A 17,813-nucleotide genomic window follows, 5' to 3' on the forward strand; every position below is an offset into this window, starting at 1 on the left:
AGGCGATCGACGACTCCTGGCTGCGCGAGGGACGCCGTCGGCCGTCCCGGCGCTGGAAGCCCGGGCGCTGGTCAGTATGTACGGCGCCGCGCGGGCGGTGGACGAGGTGTCGTTCACGGTTCCGGCGGGCGGGTCCCTGGGGATCGTCGGCGGCTCGGGGTCGGGCAAGACCACGACGGCCCGGATCCTGGCGGGCCTCGAACGCCCGGACGCCGGCGAGGTCCTCGTCGGCGGGCTGACCCGCGCGCCGGCGGTCCGCGGCCGTACCGCCCGCCGCCACCGGGCCCGCCAGGACCCGCTGCTCTCCCTGGACCCGCGGATCCCGGCGGGCGAGGTCCTGCGCGAGACCCTGCGGCTGCACTTCCCGGACCGCGCCGCCGGGCCCCGGGTCCGTGAACTCCTGGACCAGGTGGGCCTGGGCACCCGTGAGGCCGCGTCCCGCCCGCGCGAACTTTCCGGCGGCCAGCGCCAGCGGGTGGCGATCGCCCGGACACCCTGCTGGTGATGCGCTCGGGCCGGGTCCTGGAACGGGGCCCGACGGCCACGGTCCTGAGCACCCCCGCCCACCCGTACACCGCGCACCTGCTGGCGTGCCTGCCCCGCCCCCGGGGCTGAGCACAACAGAGCGCCGGGCCACGGGACCGTCCGTGACCCGGCGCTCCGGCCAGGGAAATATGACCGCCCGACGGGGCGAGGCTGGCGCGACAGGACGTTCGCACCCGCCGGGCGGGGTTCTTGGGGCCGATGCCCGCGCAGGGGAGGTATCCCCTGCGACAAGGGGAGGTGTCCCCTGTAATAGAGGGGAGTGGCTGGGACCGCGGTGGCGGCGACAGGACACCTTGGCTTCGTCTCCCTCAGGTCAAGAGACGGGCCGCTGGGCCTTTACCACCGCACTGGCTCGACGCCACCGCGGTCCTCGTCCTCCCGTTGCCGTGGACCACCCCTCATCCGGGCCCGCGGCAACAGGTGGCACCCGGGGCCCGACCTCCCGTCAGGCCCCCGGCGCGTCTGTACGGCCCTCAGTCCTCGCGCAGGGCGCGGACGGCCTCCTCGACGCGCTTGCCGTAGTCGGCGTCGGCGGCGTGGAAGTGGGCCAGGTTCTTCTCGATGACGTCCTCGCGGGAGACCTGCGACAGGCCACCGGCGATGTTCGCCACCAGACGGTTCTTCTCGTCCTCGGACATCAGGCGGTAGAGCTCACCGGCCTGGAAGAAGTCGTCGTCCTTGGTGTGGGCCGGGGCCTCGTGCGTGCCGGTGAAGCCGGACACGGCCTTGGGGGCGCCGAGGGCGAGGCCGGTCTCGGCCGGGCCCTGGTACGAGTTGGGCTCGTAGTTCTTGTCGTGGCGCGAGCCGTTGCGCAGCGCCATGGCGCCGTCGCGGCCGTAGTTCTCGGCGACCGTCGCCTTGGGGGCGTTGACCGCCAGCAGGGTGTGGTTCACACCGAGGCGGTAGCGCTGGGCGTCGGCGTACGCGAACAGGCGGCCCTGGAGCATCTTGTCCGGCGAGGCGGTGATGCCCGGGACGAAGTTGTTCGGGGAGAACGCGGACTGCTCGACCTCGGCGAACACGTTGTCCGGGTTGCGGTCGAGGACCAGCCGGCCCACGCGCTGCAGCGGGTAGTCGCTGTGCGGCCACACCTTGGTGAGGTCGAACGGGTTGAAGCGGTAGTCCGCGGCCTCGGCGGCCGGCATGACCTGGACGTACAGGGTCCAGGACGGGTTCACACCACGCTCGATGGCCTGGAGGAGGTCCGTCTGGTGGCTGTTGCCGTCCTTGCCGGCTATCTCGGCGCCCTGCTCCGAGGACAGGCAGCGGATGCCCTGGTTCGTCTTGAAGTGGTACTTGACGAAGAAGGCCTCGCCCTGGGCGTTGGTCCACTGGTACGTGTGGGAGCCGTAGCCGTTCATGTGGCGGTACGACGCGGGGATGCCGCGGTCACCCATCAGCCAGGTGATCTGGTGCGTCGCCTCGGGGGCGTGCGCCCAGAAGTCCCAGACGTTGTCCGCCTCCTGCTTGCCCGTGAAGGGGTCGCGCTTCTGGGAGTGGATGAAGTCGGGGAACTTGATCGGGTCCTTGATGAAGAACACCGGGGTGTTGTTGCCGACGAGGTCGTAGTTGCCGTCCTCGGTGTAGAACTTCAGCGCGAAGCCGCGCGGGTCGCGGACGGCGTCCGCGCCACCGAGGGAGTCGGCGACGGTGGAGAACCGCAGGAAGGTCTCGGTCTTCTTGCCGACCGTGTCCAGGAACTTCGCCGACGTCCACTGGGTGACGTCGTCGGTCACCTCGAAGTAGCCGTACGCGGCGGAGCCGCGGGCGTGCACGACGCGCTCCGGGATGCGCTCACGGTTGAAGCGGGCGAGCTTCTCCAGCAGCTGCTGGTCCTGGATCAGGAGCGGGCCACCGACGCCGGCGGTGGCGGAGTTCTGGTTGTCGGCGACCGGGGCGCCGGACTCGGTCGTAAGCACGCGCTTCGACATGGTGACCTTCCGTACGGGAGCTGCTGACGGAAAGCGTCTTCCGCCATGCGGATGAGCCTAATTTCAGGCCCAACGCAACGTCAACAGTTTGTTGAACAAAGAGTGGGGAGTGGTGCTCCGGACGGCACCGGCGCCTGGGCGCGACAGGACAGGTGTCGGCACCGGTGCCATCCGGAAACTCAAGGCGCCCCGGGGTGGGGCGGAGCGGCTCGGCCCGCTCAGACCTGCGAGCCGGAGAGGCGCTCGACGGCGCGCAGCAGGGCCGAGTGGTCCAGGCCGCCGTCACCCTGGGCGCGCAGCGAGGCGACCAGCTGGGCGACGACCGCGCCGACCGGGAGCGCCGCACCGACGTTGCGGGCGGCGTCGGTGACGATGCCCATGTCCTTGTGGTGCAGGTCGATCCGGAAGCCGGGCTTGAAGTCGCGGTTCAGGAAGTTGTCCTTCTTGCGGGTCAGGACCGTGGAGCCGGCCAGACCGCCGTTGAGGACGTCCAGGGCCGCCTCGAGGTTCACGCCGGACTTCTCGAGGAAGACCACGGCCTCGGCGCACGCCTGGATGTTGACCGCGACGATGAGCTGGTTGGCGGCCTTGACCGTCTGGCCGGAGCCGTGCGGGCCGCACAGGACGATGACCTTGCCGAGGGCCTCGAGGATCGGCAGGGCCGCGTCGAAGTCGGCCTGCTCGCCACCCACCATGATCGACAGAACGGCCTCGATGGCGCCGGCCTCGCCGCCGGACACCGGGGCGTCGATGACGCGGATGCCCTTCTCGGCGGCGTTCTTGGCCAGGTCGACGGAGGTCTGCGGGGTGATCGACGACATGTCGATGATCAGCGCGCCGGACTTCGCGTTCTCGAGGATGCCCTCGGGGCCGTAGTTGATGGCCTCGACCTGCGGGGACGCGGGCACCATCGTGATGATCACGTCGGCGTCCTTGACGGCCTCGGCGATCGAGCCGGCCGCGGTGCCGCCGGCCGCCGCGAGGCGGTCCAGCTTGTCCTGCTCCAGGGTGAAGCCGGTGACCGGGTAGCCGGCCTTGAGCAGGTTCTCGGACATGGGCGAGCCCATGATGCCGAGGCCGATCCAGGCGATGTTCGGGAGGGTGTTGCTCATGATGAGGGTCCTTCTCTTGAAGCTCAGCTGAAGCTATGTACGAAAAGCGGCGAGGACGCCTGGGCGTTCGCCCGGACTTCGGCCCGTTACTTCGCGGCGCGGGCCTCGGCCGACAGCCACGCGAAGGACGCGGCGGCGTCGGCGGCCTTGTACTCCAGGCCGACGAAGCCCTGGTAGCCGGCCTTGGCGAGCTGGTCGAGGAGGTCCTCGAGGGGCAGTTCGCCGGTGCCCGGGGCGCCCCGGCCCGGCTTGTCCGCGATCTGGACGTGGCCGGTCTTGGCGGCGTACTTTTCGATGACCTCGGAGAGGTCCTCATCGTTCATCGCCAGGTGGTACAGGTCGAGCAGGAACTTGGCGTTGCCAAGGCCCGTGGCCTCGTTGACCCGGTCCACGATCTCGATCGCGGACGGCGCGCTCACCAGCGGGTAGAGCGGCGACTCGGGCTTGTTCAGCGTCTCGATCAGCAGGATCGCGCCGACCCGGTCGGCGGCACGCGCCGCGACGACCAGGTTCTCCAGGGCGAGCGCGTCCTGGACCGCCGGGTCCACACCCTCGACACGGTTGCCGTACAGGGCGTTCAGCGCCTTGCAGCCGACCGAGGCGGCGAAGTCCGCGGCCACGTCGATGTTGGCGCGGAAGCGGTCCGACTCCTCACCGGGCACCGAGACCGCGCCGCGGTCCGGGCCGGGGAGCTGGCCGGCGTAGAAGTTCAGGCCCACCAGCTGGGTGCCCGCGTCCTCAAGAGCCTTCTTGAGGGCGTCGAGCTCCTCCTGGGCGGGGGTGGGGGTCTCGATCCAGGGCCACCACAGCTCGACCGCGGTGAAGCCCGCCGCGGCGGCGGCCGCGGGGCGCTCCAGGAGCGGGAGTTCCGTGAAGAGGATCGAAAGGTTCACATCGAAGCGCTGGTCCGTGTATCCCATGAGGGGTATGCGCTCCTTCCGTATTGCGGAAGTTGTTTTCTGCTTGATGGAAGACTGCAAGGGGGGCGTCGCACTTGTCAAGTGGGGACTGCCGGAAATTCGATACCTCGGGGTAGCTTGACCGCGTGCGATTGAGAGTGGAGTTCACGACCGAGCCCTTCGACCTCGAAGAGGCCCCCGCCCATGCCGTGGCCGCCCGCGAGGTCATCCAGGAGGCGCAGCTGGACGCCGTGGACGTCGGCCCGTTCGGCAATACCGCCGAGGGCGAGGCCGGCGAGGTGCTCGGCGCGGTGTCCGCGCTGCTGCGCGACGCCCTGGAGGCCGGGGCGACCCGGGTCTCGCTCCAGGTCAACGTGATCCCGGAGGGTGGCGCATGACCGAGCCCCGTGACCACCCGTTCGTCGCCGCGGTCAAGCCGCTGGTCGACGCGATGGGCGGCGAGATGATGGATCCCGCCCAGGCCCGGCCCGACGACGTCGTGCTGAGCTGGGAGGGCCAGGACCTGCTGGCCGTGCGCCTGCCCCAGCTCTCGGAGTCGCTGGACCACATCCTGGCGGCGCTCCAGCGGCGGTACGGGATGCCGCTGGCGGAGCTGGACCGCAAGTCCAAGCAGGACGTCGTACGGATACTGGAGGCGCGCGGCGCCTTCTCCGTGCGGCACGGCGTGGAGACGGTCGCGGGCGCCCTCGGCGTAAGCCGTTTCACCGTCTACAACTACCTGAACAGGGAAAACGCGAATAAATCCAACCAGGGGTGACGGTCGATTCACCCACGGTCACGAGCCGTCGCCCGATTCACCCGGGCGGCGGCTTTTGTGTACGGGAAGTTTCAACAAAGTGTTGACGCCGTGTTGCCGAGGGCGTTAGCTATGCGCAGCCCGTCAAAGCAACATGGCCACGGAGGCTTCCCGTGACTTCGAGTCCGACACCGGGTCTCGCCCGGTTCAACGCCTTGGACGACAGCGCGGCCACGGCCGAGCTGCACGAGGTGTGCGCCAGTTCGGCATGGGGCGGCAAGCTGCTGGCCCAGCGCCCCTTCGCCACCGCCGACGCCCTGTTCGCCGCGAGCGACGCCGCCATGGCCGAGCTCACCACCGCGGACCTGGAAGAGGCGATGGCCGGCCACCCGCCGATCGGCCGCCCGAAGCCGGGAGACCCCACGTCCGCCCGCGAGCAGCGGGGGATGGCCGGGGCCTCCGAGGAGCTCAAGTCCGAGCTGCTCGAGCTGAACCTGGCCTACCAGGAGAAGTTCGGCCACGTCTTCCTGATCTGCGCCACCGGTGCGACCGGTGAGCAGATGCGGGACGCGGTCAAGGTCCGGATCGCGAACACTGCCGAGATCGAGCGGGAGATCGCCCGCGGCGAGCTCGTCAAGATCAACCGGATCCGTCTGACCCGCCTCGTAGAAGGAGAGTGAACCGGCATGAGCACTGAGACCACCGCTTCGGTGTCCACGCACATCCTGGACACCAGCATCGGCCGCCCCGCCGAGGGCGTCGCCATCGCGCTGTCCGCCCGCGGCGGCGCCGACGCACCGTGGACGGCCCTCGGCGGCTCCGCCACCGATGCCGACGGACGCTGCAAGGACCTGCCGGCGCTGCCGGAGGGCACCACCCACGTACGTCTCGACTTCGAGACCGAGACGTACTTCGCCAAGAAGCAAGCCGCCGAGGCGCAGCAGGACGCCCCCCGCGTAAGGGACAGCGGTGCGTTTTTCCCCGAGGTGACCATCACGTTCGCGGTCGTCCCGGGCGAGCACTACCACGTACCGCTGCTGCTCAACCCGTTCGGCTACTCCGTTTACCGAGGGAGCTAGCAGACCATGCCCACGATTCTCGGCCAGAACCAGTACGGCAAAGCAGAGAACCGCGTCGTCAAGATCACGCGGGACGGCGACACCCACCACATCAAGGACCTGAACGTCTCGGTCGCCCTCTCCGGCGACATGGACGACGTCCACTACTCCGGCTCGAACGCCAACGTCCTGCCGACGGACACCACCAAGAACACGGTGTACGCGTTCGCCAAGGAGTACGGCATCGAGTCCGCCGAGCAGTTCGGCATCCACCTGGCGCGCTGGTTCGTCGGCAGCCAGGAGCCGATCCAGCGGGCGCGCATCCGCATCGAGGAGTACGCCTGGGAGCGGATCGCCACCTCGGACGCGAACTCCAAGTTCATCGGCGCCGACGAGGTCAAGCACTCCTTCGTCCGCAAGGGCCAGGAGACCCGCGTCACCCAGATCACGTACGACGGCCAGAACTGGGAGGTCATCTCCGGCCTCAAGGACCTGATCGTCATGAACTCCACCAACTCGGAGTTCTGGGGCTACGTCAAGGACAAGTACACGACCCTCCAGGAGGCGTACGACCGCATCCTGGCCACCCAGGTGTCGGGCCGCTGGCGGTTCAACTGGACCGATGACGAGCAGCGGATGCCCAACTGGGAGAAGTCCTACGAGGCCACCAGGAAGCACATGCTCGAGGCCTTCGCGGAGACCTACTCCCTGTCGCTGCAGCAGACCCTGTACCAGATGGGTTCGCGCATCATCAACCACCGTTCGGAGATCGACGAGGTCCGCTTCTCGCTCCCGAACAAGCACCACTTCCTGGTCGACCTCGAGCCGTTCGGCCTCAAGAACGACAACGAGGTGTACTTCGCCGCGGACCGTCCCTACGGTCTGATCGAGGCCACGATCCTGCGGGACGGCGCCGACGCGCGCATCCCGGTGGACATGACCAACCTCTGATGCGGCAGGCGCGTCCCGGGGCACCGCAGTGGTCCCGGGACGGCGCCCACACCCCCACGAACTTCCCTGTTTCGGCACCCGGAGAACCACACGGGGCGGCAGTACTGTCAGCTGTCAAGGCCCCGGCTCCGGCACTCAAATCCCCTGGGCCTTGCCGTGCCCGCACCGCCACTGAAAGTACGAGGAAGTCCCATGGCAGCATCGGCAGCCCCTGACAGCGCGGTCGAGCGCATCGTCATCGAGAACTGCGCCATCGCGACCGTCGACGCCGACGACACCGAGTACGCCTCGGGCCACATCGTCGTCGCCGGCAACCGGATCGAGTCGATCGGCGCGGGCCGTGCCCCCGAGAAGCTCGACAACGTGGTCCGCCGCATCGACGGCACGGGTCACCTCGTCACCCCCGGCCTGGTCAACACGCACCACCACTTCTACCAGTGGATCACCCGCGGTCTGGCCACCGACCACAACCTCTTCAACTGGCTCGTCGCGCTGTACCCGACGTGGGCGCGCATCGACGAGCAGATGGCGTACACGGCTGCCCAGGGCTCCCTGGCCATGATGGCCAAGGGCGGTGTCACCACCGCGATGGACCACCACTACGTCTACCCGCAGGGCTCCGGCGACCTCTCCGGCGCGATCATCCGCGCCGCGTCCGAGATGGGCGTACGGTTCACCCTCGCCCGCGGGTCCATGGACCGCAGCGAGAAGGACGGTGGCCTGCCGCCGGACCACGCCGTCGAGACCCTCGAGGGTGCGCTGGCCGACACCGAGGCGACCGTCAAGAAGTTCCACGACGCCTCCTTCGACGCGATGACCCAGGTCGCCGTCGCCCCCTGCTCCCCCTTCTCGGTCTCCACCGAGCTGCTCAAGCAGGGCGCCGAGCTGGCCCGCCGCCTCGGTGTGCGCATGCACACGCACGGCAGCGAGACCGTCGAGGAGGAGAAGTTCTGCCACCAGCTCTTCGGCATGGGCCCGACCGACTACTTCGAGTCGACCGGCTGGCTCGGTGAGGACGTGTGGATGGCGCACAGCGTCCACATGAACGACTCCGACATCGCCGCGTTCGCCCGTACCAGGACCGGTGTCGCGCACTGCCCGTCCTCCAACGCCCGGCTGGCCGCCGGCATCGCCCGCGTCCCGGACATGCTCGCCGCCGGCGTGCCCGTCGGCCTCGGCGTGGACGGCACCGCCTCCAACGAGTCCGGTGAGCTGCACACCGAGCTGCGCAACGCGCTGCTGATCAACCGCCTGAGCCCGGTGCACCGCGAGGCCGCGCTCAACGCGCGCCAGGCCCTGCGCCTGGGTACCTACGGCGGCGCCCAGGTCCTCGGCCGCGCCGACAACATCGGTTCGCTGGAGGTCGGCAAGTGCGCCGACCTGGTGATGTGGAACCTGAGCACCCTGGCCCACTCCTCCATCGCCGACCCGGTCACGGCGCTCGTCTTCGGTGCGGCCGCCCCGGTCACCCTCTCCCTCGTCAACGGCAAGCAGATCGTCGAGAACAACCGGCTGCTGTTCGCCGACGAGGACGCCATCGCCCGCACCACGCGGGACGAGGCGCAGCGCCTGGCGCGGATCACCGCCCAGGGCTGATCCCCACGGAGTCCGGTCGGGGGGGACGGCCCCCGGCCGGTGGCCGTGGACCCGAGCGGGGTCCACGGCAGCCGTTCCCGGGCGGTGCCGAAGGCTCGCCGACGGCGCCCCCGGGACGGTGACTCGTGCCACCCCACGACCTCGTGCCACCCCGCGGCCCGTGCCACCCCGCCGCCTCGTGCACCCCGCGGCTTCGTCCCGCTCCCACAGCTTCGTTCCGCTCCCACAACTGCATACGGGTTCGACTCGCACATCTTTCGCACCACCTCCATGACACCCACGTCCCTGCCGACGTGTTAACCGACCGGAGGAAGCCGCCGTGGCCCAGTCGCCGACGCCCAGCTTTCGCAAAGACGCAGTCGCCATACCGGAGGAGAAGCACCCGGTCGACGAGACCCTCCCTCCGCTGAAAATGTTCACGAGCGGCCTCCAGCACGTGGCCGCCATGTACGCGGGTGTCGTGGCCCCGCCCATGATCGTCGGACCGGCCCTCGGGCTCTCCGCCCGTGACACCGCCTTCCTGATGGGCGCCTCGCTGTTCACCGCGGGCCTCGCCACCCTCCTGCAGACCCTGGGGTTCTGGCGGATCGGCGCCCGGCTCCCCTTCGTCAACGGCGTGTCGTTCGCCGGTGTGACCCCGATGATCGCCATCGGCAAGGGTGAGGGGGAGGACGCCCTTCCCGTCGTCTTCGGCGCGATCATCGTCGCCGGACTCCTCGGCTTCCTCGCCGCCCCCTACTTCGGCAAGCTCGTCCGCTTCTTCCCGCCGGTCGTCACCGGTACCGTCATCACGCTGATCGGCGTCTCGCTGCTGCCGGTGGCCTTCAACTGGTCGCAGGGCGGCAACCGGACCGCCGCCGACTACGGTGCGATGAGGAACATCGGTCTGGCGGCGCTGACCCTCCTGATCGTGCTGCTGCTGCGCAAGTTCCTGCGCGGATTCCTCCAGCAGATCGCCATCCTGCTCGGCCTGGTCGCCGGCACCCTGGTCGCGGTTCCCCTCGGCATGACCAGCCTCGACGCGTTCCGCGGCGCCGACCTGATCGGCTTCCCGACCCCGTTCCACTTCGGCACCCCGCAGTTCCAGGTGGCCGCGATCGTCTCCATGTGCATCGTGATGCTGGTGTGCATGACCGAGTCCACCGCCGACATCCTGGCCCTCGGCAGGATCGTCGGGCGGCCCGCGGACGAGCGGACCATCGAGGGCGGCTTGCGCGCCGACGCCCTCGGCAGCGCGCTCAGCCCCCTGTTCAACGGCTTCATGTGCAGCGCCTTCGCCCAGAACATCGGGCTCGTCGCGATGACCAAGGTCCGCAGCCGGTTCGTCGTCGCCGCCGGAGGCGGGATCCTGATCCTGCTGGGCCTGTGCCCGGTGGCGGCCTCCGTCATCGCCCTCGTGCCGCTGCCGGTCCTCGGCGGCGCCGGCATCGTCCTGTTCGGCTCGGTCGCGGCCAGCGGCATCCAGACCCTGGCGGGCGCGGCCATGGAGAAGGGCGAGAACGCCCTCATCGTCGCCGCCTCCGTCGGCGTCGGCCTGATCCCGATCGCGGCGCCCGACTTCTACCACGCCTTCCCCGAGGACCTGCTGGTCGTCCTCGACTCCGGCATCAGCACCGGCTGCGTGGTGGCGATCCTGCTCAACCTGGCCTTCAACCACCTGGGCGCCAAGAAGGGGGCGCAGGCACCCGAGCCGGCGCCCGCCCACTGACAGACCGTACGGCGGCGCGTACGTCACCCACTGCGGGCGTGGCGTGCGCGCCGCCGTATCCGTCCTCGCGCCCCGGCGGCCCGGACCGGCCGCCGCGCTCTCAGGCCACGCGGCAGGAACGCTCCCCCGTCGGCCCGTCCGCGCCCGGCGCCGGGTCGGTCCAGATGTCCGGCACGACCGTACGGATCCGCCGCCCCTGCTGGTCCAGCTCCTGCGCCTCGGACTTGCGGACGTGCAGGGCGACGGCGGTGTCGGTGATCCGCAGCCCGGGCAGCCGCCGGGTCAGCTCCGCCGTGTACCGGGAGATGTCCTCCACCGTGCGCAGCCGCGCCCCGATCGTGAAGTTCCAGGGACCGCTGACGGACATGCAGGTCCGTGTCTCGCGCAGCCCCGAGGCCGCGGCCACGCAGTCGGCCACCTCGTGCTCGGCGACCTCGGCCCACAGCGTCGCCGACACCGGCCAGCCCGAGAGCCCGGCGGCCATCGCGCAGCTGAAGCGCAGGCTGTTGCCCGCCTCCAGCCCGGTCAGCCGCCGCCGTACGGTCGACTCGCTCAGCCCGGACTCCCGGGCCAGCGAGGCCACACTGCGCCGCGCGTCGCCGGCCAGCGCCAGCACCAGCGGCCGGTCCTCGGGGCGCATCGGTGCCGTCGCGGCCGGTTCCGGCAAGGGCGCCCGCCGGGTCCGGCCGGTCAGCAGATCGCGCTGCACGCGGGTGAGCTGGTCCAGGCGCCACCGGTCGGGCGGGCAGTGCACCGCCGTGACCACGGAGGAGCGGGTGGAGACCACTCCGGGGATCCGCTGCACCCGGAAGGCCAGGTACCGGTACAGCGCGGGCAGATCCGGGACGGCCACGAACACCATCAGGTCCCGGGCGCCGGTGCAGTGCTCGACCCCGATGGCGTGCGGGTCGCCGGCCAGCGTCGCGCCGACGGCCGGGGAACTGCTCGCCGTGCACACCACCTCGACCCAGGCCATACAGGGCGGCCGGGTGTCCGTCCGCAGTCCGAGCCCCGAGATCCAGGCCTCGCCGGCGGCCGTCAGCCGGTCCCAGCGGCGGGCCAGGGTGTCGGGGCGGACGCCGAGGACCGGCCCCAGCCGTTCCCAGCTCGCGCGGGGCGCCAGCTGGAGGGCGTGCACGAGTGCCCGGTCCAAGTCGTCCATGGCGGAACTCGCCGCGGTCATGCCCTCTCCTGGTGGATCTCCCGGTCATCGGTCCGGGGGTCGGTCGTACAACCGATCATCTCTCTTTGCGCATTCAACTGCCCACGGGGTCTTGTGTGCATGTTCGGGGAAACCTGGGAGGAAAGTGTGGGGGACGCCGGTTCACGCGTCCGTGCGGCGCTGCCCGCGGAGCCGGCCGGCCTCGTCGGCCGGGAGCGGGAGCTCGCCGCCACCACCGCCACCCTCGCCGCCGCACGGCTGGTCACCCTCACCGGACCCGCCGGCATCGGCAAGACCCGGCTCGCGGTGCGCGCCGCGCGGAGCCTGACGGAGCGGGCCGGGCGGGACGTGGTCTGGGCGGACCTGGGCTCCCTGCCCGAGGCGTGCAGGGAGCCGCTGCGCCGCGAGCTGGCCGCACTGCTCCAGGGGCGCGAGGTGCTGCTGGTGCTGGACGGCTGCGAGCAACTCAGTGACGCGGCGGGCCGGTGGGTGACGGAGTTACTGGCGGTGCTGCCGGGGCTGCGGGTGCTGGCCACCTCGCAGCGCCGGCTGGAGGCGGCGGGGGAGGTGGTGCTCGCGGTCCCGCCCCTGGCGGTGCCCCCCGAGCCCGCGGCCACCGGACCGGCCGGACCTGCCGGTACGGCCGGTGCCGCGGCCGCGATCGCCGGCCACGCGTCCGTACGGCTCTACGTCGAGCGGGCCCGGGGCGCGGATCCCTCCTTCGAGCTGACCGACCATCACGCGCCGGCCGTGGCCCGGCTGTGCCGCGCGCTGGACGGCATCCCCGGCGCTCTGGAGCTGGCCGCCGGCCACGCGCACCGCTGCCCGCCCGCGCAGGCGCTGCGCCGCCTGACCGCCGACCCGCTCGCCTTCCTCGCCGGCGGCGCCGGGCGCGGCACCCGGGTCGACGCCGAACGCACCTTCCGGCTCGCCACGCCCGAGGAACGGCTGCTGTGGGAGCGGCTGTCGGTGTTCGCCGGCTCCTTCGACCGCGAGGCGGTGGCCGAGGTGTGCGGCTTCGGCGCGCTCGGCCCCACGGCGGCGGATTCGGTGCTGCGCCGGATCGCGCCCGCACTGCTCACGGAGACGGCGGGCGAGGGGACGGACGGGGCGGACCCGGGCGGGGCGGACACGGGCGTCATCGGGCGCGCCGTCCGCTACCGGCTGCCGCTGTCGGTCCGGGCGTACGCCGCACGGCGGCTGACGCACGGCACCGGCGGGGACGCGGCCGAGCTCGTCCGGCGCCACCACGACCGGTACCGGGTGCTGGCCGAGTACGCCTCGGAGCTGTGGTGGGAGGGCCGCCAGCGGAAGGCCCGCGCGCTGGCCCTGCGCGAACTCCCCGAGCTGCGCGCGGCGATGAACCCGATGGCCGCCGCCGGCCCGGGCGCCGCCCTGGAGATCGCGGTCGCGCTGTGGTTCCTGTGGGCGGCCTGCGGCCGGGCCGCCGAGGGCCGCCGGCACCTCGAACGGGCGCTGGCCCTGCACCCGGCGCCCCGCCCGGCCCGCGCGCTGTGGCTGGCGGCCTGGCTGGTCAGCGGCGTGGGGCAGGCGCGCGGGGCGGATCCCCTGCTGGTGGAGGCCTGGAGCGCGGCCGTACAGGAGGGCGAGGACACGTGCCTGGCCTACCTCGCGCACGTGCGCGGCACGGTCGCCCTGTGGGAGGCCCGCTACGAGGAAGCGGCCGCCGAGTACCGGGACGCGCTCGACATCCTGCCCGCCGACCCCGAGTTCGGCCCGGGCCGGGAGCCGCTGCGGGCGGCGTACACCCTGGCCCTGGCGCACACCGACCCGGCCGCCGTCCCCGTCGAGGAGGGCCCCCCGGCCGATCCGGGCGACGCGTGGGCACGGTCCTGGGCGCACTACGCCCATGCCCTGGTCGAATGGCGCGCGGGCCGCCCGGGGCCGGCCCGCGCCGAGGTGCTGCGGGCGCTGGCCACCCAGCTGGAGCTGGGCGACCTCCTGGGGCAGTCCTTCGCGGTGGAACTCCTGGCCCAACTGGAGGCGGACCAGGGCCGCTACCCGCAGGCCGCCCGGCTGCTGGGCGCGGTCTCCGGCAGCCGCCCGGTGGCCGCCCGCCCGCCGCGCGCCATGGCACTGCTGCGGGCCCGGATGACACCGGTGGCGTTCCGCGGGGCCTTCACCGAGGGAACCCGCACACCGCTGCGCGCCCTCCTCCCGAACCCCTGAAGCGGCCTTCCCGGCCTTCCCGGCCTTCCCGGGCTAGGGTTCCCACCGCATGAGGTTGCTCAGCAGCTCGGCCTGCTCGATCGCGTCGTCCAGCGCGTGGTGCGTGTGCCGCCGCCGCGACAGCAGCTCCCGCGGCATGGTGCCCTTGGCGACCGACCGCAAGGGCACCTTCGCCTTCGTGGCGTAGAGGGTCTTCATGTCCAGGCAGCCCGAGTGCCCGAAGGGGCTGTCCCCGCCGAACCGCATCAGGTACCAGTACAGGAACGTCCAGTCGTACGAGGCCGGGTAGCCGCACATCACCGGCTGCGCGCCCGTCCGGGCCGCCATGCTCCGTACCCAGGACCGCAACTGCGCCATCGCGGCGCCCGGTTCCGTCCCCTCGGCCCGTAGCCGGTCCCGGTCCAGGCCGCTCACCGCCAGCGCCTCGGGCACGAAGTCGTCGCTGATGGGCTGCAGTTCGCGGTAGAAGGTGTGCGTCTGGGGGTCGGCGGCGGTGTATCCGTCGGCGTCCTGGACGCCCGCCACCGCCGCCCCGATGCTGATCATCGAGTAGGGGCCGGGGATGGGGCCGTCGGCCTCGATGTCGACGGAGACGTACAGACTGGGTTTGATCCTGCGGGCTGCCATACGGCCGAGCATGGCAGCCCGCGGGTCCCGTCTCATCTGGATTTGTGCCCGGCCGCGCGCCGCCCCGTTACGGCAGCGCGGTCAGGTGCATCCCGGTGTGGTCCCCTCCGGCGGTGTTCCGGCACGAGAAGTCGCCGGACGTCCGCGCGTGGACGAGCGCCAGGCAGCGCCCCGCGGCCAGCTGGCCGAAGTAGTTGGGGTGCATGGACTCCTGCACCTTGCCCTGCGTCTCGCTGCTGTCGATCCAGCGCGCCCACTCGCTCGTCGCGGCCGACGCCGGAGCCGAGGTGCTCACCAGCCTGCTCGCCTTCGCGCACACCTCACGGCCCTGCATCATGTCCCGCAGGTCCAGGAACTGGGTGCCCTTGGCCGCGGCCACCGCCCGCAGCCGGCTCGCGATCTGCGGCACGAGCGAGTCGCGCGCCCAGTCGGAGTCCCGGTTCCAGAACGGGCAGCCGCCGGTGTTCAGCCGGCTCCAGTCGCTCTGCGGGTAGCGGTTCTCCGCGCCGCGCGGGATCGGCGACGGGTACGACTGGAGCACGATCCGGTAGTCCCCGGCCGCGTAGCCGGCCGCGGACATCACGGCGCGGATCTCGTCGACGGACTTGCCGACCTTGGCCATGACCCCGTCGATCTTCTGGTCCACGGTGTACTGCTGGTCGTCGTAGCAGTAGGAGTTCCACAGCACGAAGTCGTAGGCGCACTCCTGGATGATGTCGGCGAAGCCCAGGTCGTTACCGCCGATCGACAGCGCGATCACCTTGACGTCGTGGCTCGCCGCCACCGCGGCCAGCTGGTCGGCCTGCGGTGCCTCGCCCTTGAAGGCGACGCCGCCGTTCGCGGCGCGGAATACGTTGTCCGTGGTGGCCCCCGAGCACGCCAGGTTGACCGCCACGTCGGCGATCGGGCCCGCGCTCCCGACCTCGGCCGAGTCCGAGCGGTGGCAGCCGTTGGCGGCGGTGGCGCCGTATACCTTCGCCGGGTCGTAGCTGGAGCCGCTCACCCAGGCGCGGTCGGTGCCGGTGCGGTTGCCGCTGTTGGTCAGGCTGTTGCCCTTCCAGCGGCCGGCCTCGCCGGAGATGTAGCTGTCGCCGAGGGACACGACGGCGGTGGGGCCGCGTCCGGGCCCGGCGGCCGCGGTGCCCGCGCCGGCGGTGAACACGGCGGTGAGCGCCAGCGGGAGGGCGAGGCCCGCTCCGGCCAGTCGTCGCACCCGACGGCCGCGCCTCTGCTTCTTGTTGACGGTGCGGAATCCGGTCACAGCGGAACTCCTGCGGTCGGCCATGGCGAAGCCGGGAACAACTCCGCTGCATGGCTGGGGAAGTGGGGGTACCGCCGGCCGGTGGCACGGGAAAGGTGACACGCCCCACGTTGTTACCGCTAGGTAGCCGCAGATTACGATGCCGTAACGACCGACCGGTCGTTCGGGGAACGGAACGGCCCCGCCCCCGGTGTCGGACGACACCGGGGGCGGGGTTGGGGTGGATTTCGGCCGCTGTGCGAAGACCGGCCGGAATCAGTCGATTTCGGTGCGGGCGGGCTCTCAGCCGACGAGCTGCTCGTACGCCGGCAGGGTGAGGAAGTCCGCGTAGTCCGCGTCCAGGGAGACCTGGAGCAGGAGGTCGTGGGCCTGCTGCCACCTGCCGGCCGCGAAGGCCTCCTCACCGATCTCGGCGCGGATGGCGGCCAGTTCCTCGGCGGCCACCTTCCGGGCCAGGTCGGCGGTGGCCCGCTCGCCGTTCTCGAAGACGACACCCGCGTTGATCCACTGCCAGATCTGGGAGCGGGAGATCTCGGCGGTCGCCGCGTCCTCCATCAGGTTGAAGATGGCGACGGCGCCCAGGCCCCGCAGCCACGCCTCGATGTACCGGATGCCGACCTGGACGGCGTTGCGCAGGCCCTCGTAGGTGGGCCGGGCGTCGAGGGAGTCGATCGCGATCAGGTCGCCGGGGGCCACGGCGACGTCCTCGCGCAGCCGGTCCTTCTGGTTGGGCTTCTCGCCGAGGACGGCGTCGAAGGAGGCCATGGCGATCGGGACCAGGTCGGGGTGGGCCACCCACGAGCCGTCGAAGCCGTCGCCCGCCTCACGGTCCTTGTCGGCCTTGACCTTCTCGAAGGCGACCTTGTTGACCTCGGGGTCCTTGCGGGACGGGATGAACGCCGCCATGCCGCCGATGGCGTGCGCGCCGCGCTTGTGGCAGGTGCGCACCAGCAGCTCGGTGTACGCCCGCATGAACGGGGCGGTCATCGTCACCGCGTTGCGGTCCGGCAGCACGAACTTCTCGCCGCCGTCGCGGAAGTTCTTGACGATGGAGAAGAGGTAGTCCCAGCGGCCGGCGTTCAGGCCCGCGGCGTGGTCCTTGAGCTCGAAGAGGATCTCCTCCATCTCGTACGCGGCCGTGATCGTCTCGATGAGGACGGTGGCGCGGACGGTGCCCTGCGGAATGCCGACGTAGTCCTGGGCGAAGACGAAGATCTCGTTCCAGAGGCGGGCCTCCAGGTGCGACTCCGTCTTCGGGAGGTAGAAGTACGGGCCCTTGCCGAGGTCGATCAGCCGCTGGGCGTTGTGGAAGAAGTACAGGCCGAAGTCCACCAGGGCGCCGGGGACCGGACGGCCGTCGATCTGGAGGTGACGCTCCTGGAGGTGCCAGCCGCGCGGGCGCATCACGACGGTCGCGAGCTCCTCGGCGGGCTTCAGGGCGTACGCCTTGCCCGTGCGGGCGTCGGTGAAGTCGATGCGGCGCTCGTAGGCGTCGATCAGGTTGAGCTGGCCGAGGACGACGTTCTCCCAGGTGGGGGCGGAGGCGTCCTCGAAGTCGGCGAGCCAGACCTTGGCGCCGGAGTTCAGCGCGTTGATGGTCATCTTGCGGTCGGTCGGACCGGTGATCTCCACACGGCGGTCGTTGAGCGCGGCCGGCGCCGGCGCCACCTTCCAGTCGCCCTCGCGGACCTGTGCGGTGTCCGGGAGGAAGTCGAGGTGGGAGGTGCGGGCGATCTCGGCGCGGCGCTCGGCGCGGCGGGCGAGCAGCTCGTCGCGGCGGGGGGTGAACCGCCGGTGCAGCTCGGCCACGAAGGCCAGTGCCGCTTCGGTGAGGACCTCGTCCTGCCGGGGCAGGGGCTCGGCGTCGACGATGGCCAGCGGGGACGGCGCTGGTGCGGACATATCTGTCACTCCTTCAGCGGCGGTGCCTGGCGGCCGCGGGGAATGCTCGCGCAGGACGGCACGCAGTGCCGTCGGGTGTGGAGAGTTCCGGGATACGGTCGCGGGCGCCGTCT

The 17,813-nt window shown here is 71.4% G+C and carries 17 protein-coding genes; 10 read left to right on the forward strand and 7 right to left on the reverse strand.

Going from position 1 to position 17,813, the window contains the following annotated elements; translation table 11 throughout:
* Window positions 1-76: 76 nt before the first annotated feature.
* The gene (locus ACZ6KO_RS02005) at window positions 77-505 is read left to right on the forward strand and encodes an ATP-binding cassette domain-containing protein (protein WP_469298804.1); all 429 of its coding nucleotides are present in this window, start codon (window positions 77-79) and stop codon (window positions 503-505) included.
* A complete protein-coding gene (locus ACZ6KO_RS02010; RefSeq protein ID WP_469298806.1) occupies window positions 505-615 on the forward strand; it encodes an ABC transporter ATP-binding protein in 111 nt (36 codons plus the stop codon). Before ACZ6KO_RS02005 ends, ACZ6KO_RS02010 begins: the two co-directional genes overlap by 1 nt.
* Before the next feature lie 404 nt (window positions 616-1,019).
* Here the strand turns inward: ACZ6KO_RS02010 and ACZ6KO_RS02015 are convergent, their stop codons facing one another.
* From ACZ6KO_RS02015 to ACZ6KO_RS02025, 3 genes are all read right to left on the reverse strand, one after another.
* On the reverse strand, window positions 1,020-2,477 hold the full coding sequence (locus tag ACZ6KO_RS02015) for a catalase (protein ID WP_469298808.1): 1,458 nt from the start codon (window positions 2,475-2,477) through the stop codon (window positions 1,020-1,022).
* A gap of 218 nt (window positions 2,478-2,695) precedes the next feature.
* Window positions 2,696-3,589, reverse strand: coding sequence for a 2-hydroxy-3-oxopropionate reductase (locus ACZ6KO_RS02020; protein WP_469298809.1), 894 nt, complete (start codon window positions 3,587-3,589; stop codon window positions 2,696-2,698).
* Between the two features lie 86 nt (window positions 3,590-3,675).
* Window positions 3,676-4,509 (reverse strand): TIM barrel protein, encoded by an 834-nt coding sequence (locus ACZ6KO_RS02025; protein ID WP_469298811.1) that lies wholly within the window; start codon window positions 4,507-4,509, stop codon window positions 3,676-3,678.
* A 125-nt stretch (window positions 4,510-4,634) separates the two neighbouring features.
* Here ACZ6KO_RS02025 and ACZ6KO_RS02030 point away from each other — a divergent pair, with 125 nt between their 5' ends.
* From ACZ6KO_RS02030 to ACZ6KO_RS02060, 7 genes are all read left to right on the forward strand, one after another.
* On the forward strand, window positions 4,635-4,886 hold the full coding sequence (locus ACZ6KO_RS02030; protein WP_469298813.1) for a thiamine-binding protein: 252 nt from the start codon (window positions 4,635-4,637) through the stop codon (window positions 4,884-4,886).
* Window positions 4,883-5,266, forward strand: coding sequence for a helix-turn-helix domain-containing protein (locus tag ACZ6KO_RS02035; RefSeq protein ID WP_469298815.1), 384 nt, complete (start codon window positions 4,883-4,885; stop codon window positions 5,264-5,266). Before ACZ6KO_RS02030 ends, ACZ6KO_RS02035 begins: the two co-directional genes overlap by 4 nt.
* Before the next feature lie 152 nt (window positions 5,267-5,418).
* Window positions 5,419-5,925 (forward strand): 2-oxo-4-hydroxy-4-carboxy-5-ureidoimidazoline decarboxylase, encoded by a 507-nt coding sequence (gene uraD / locus ACZ6KO_RS02040; RefSeq protein ID WP_469298819.1) that lies wholly within the window; start codon window positions 5,419-5,421, stop codon window positions 5,923-5,925.
* 6 nt (window positions 5,926-5,931) lie between these two features.
* Complete coding sequence (gene uraH, locus ACZ6KO_RS02045; RefSeq protein ID WP_401449714.1) at window positions 5,932-6,324, forward strand: hydroxyisourate hydrolase; 393 nt, start codon at window positions 5,932-5,934, stop codon at window positions 6,322-6,324.
* Between the two features lie 6 nt (window positions 6,325-6,330).
* Window positions 6,331-7,254 (forward strand): factor-independent urate hydroxylase, encoded by a 924-nt coding sequence (gene pucL, locus ACZ6KO_RS02050; protein ID WP_469298821.1) that lies wholly within the window; start codon window positions 6,331-6,333, stop codon window positions 7,252-7,254.
* A 192-nt stretch (window positions 7,255-7,446) separates the two neighbouring features.
* The gene (locus tag ACZ6KO_RS02055; protein WP_469298823.1) at window positions 7,447-8,850 is read left to right on the forward strand and encodes an 8-oxoguanine deaminase; all 1,404 of its coding nucleotides are present in this window, start codon (window positions 7,447-7,449) and stop codon (window positions 8,848-8,850) included.
* Window positions 8,851-9,169: 319 nt separating this feature from the next.
* Window positions 9,170-10,558 (forward strand): nucleobase:cation symporter-2 family protein, encoded by a 1,389-nt coding sequence (locus tag ACZ6KO_RS02060; protein ID WP_469298825.1) that lies wholly within the window; start codon window positions 9,170-9,172, stop codon window positions 10,556-10,558.
* 100 nt (window positions 10,559-10,658) lie between these two features.
* Here ACZ6KO_RS02060 and ACZ6KO_RS02065 read toward each other — a convergent pair whose 3' ends face one another.
* The gene (locus tag ACZ6KO_RS02065; RefSeq protein ID WP_469298827.1) at window positions 10,659-11,741 is read right to left on the reverse strand and encodes an Lrp/AsnC family transcriptional regulator; all 1,083 of its coding nucleotides are present in this window, start codon (window positions 11,739-11,741) and stop codon (window positions 10,659-10,661) included.
* A gap of 126 nt (window positions 11,742-11,867) precedes the next feature.
* On the opposite strand from ACZ6KO_RS02065, the gene ACZ6KO_RS02070 reads away from it, so the two are divergent.
* The gene (locus ACZ6KO_RS02070) at window positions 11,868-13,910 is read left to right on the forward strand and encodes an ATP-binding protein (protein ID WP_469298829.1); all 2,043 of its coding nucleotides are present in this window, start codon (window positions 11,868-11,870) and stop codon (window positions 13,908-13,910) included.
* Window positions 13,911-13,943: 33 nt separating this feature from the next.
* Here the strand turns inward: ACZ6KO_RS02070 and ACZ6KO_RS02075 are convergent, their stop codons facing one another.
* From ACZ6KO_RS02075 to aceB, 3 genes are all read right to left on the reverse strand, one after another.
* Window positions 13,944-14,537 carry a 3'-5' exonuclease gene (locus ACZ6KO_RS02075; RefSeq protein WP_469298831.1) on the reverse strand — a complete coding sequence of 198 codons (594 nt, stop codon included), beginning with the start codon at window positions 14,535-14,537 and terminating at the stop codon, window positions 13,944-13,946.
* 67 nt (window positions 14,538-14,604) lie between these two features.
* The gene (locus ACZ6KO_RS02080; RefSeq protein WP_469298833.1) at window positions 14,605-15,798 is read right to left on the reverse strand and encodes a GDSL-type esterase/lipase family protein; all 1,194 of its coding nucleotides are present in this window, start codon (window positions 15,796-15,798) and stop codon (window positions 14,605-14,607) included.
* Between the two features lie 282 nt (window positions 15,799-16,080).
* Window positions 16,081-17,700 (reverse strand): malate synthase A, encoded by a 1,620-nt coding sequence (aceB, locus tag ACZ6KO_RS02085; RefSeq protein WP_469298835.1) that lies wholly within the window; start codon window positions 17,698-17,700, stop codon window positions 16,081-16,083.
* Between the last annotated feature and the right edge of the window lie 113 nt (window positions 17,701-17,813).

This window comes from Streptomyces sp. NPDC042102 (assembly GCF_055582305.1).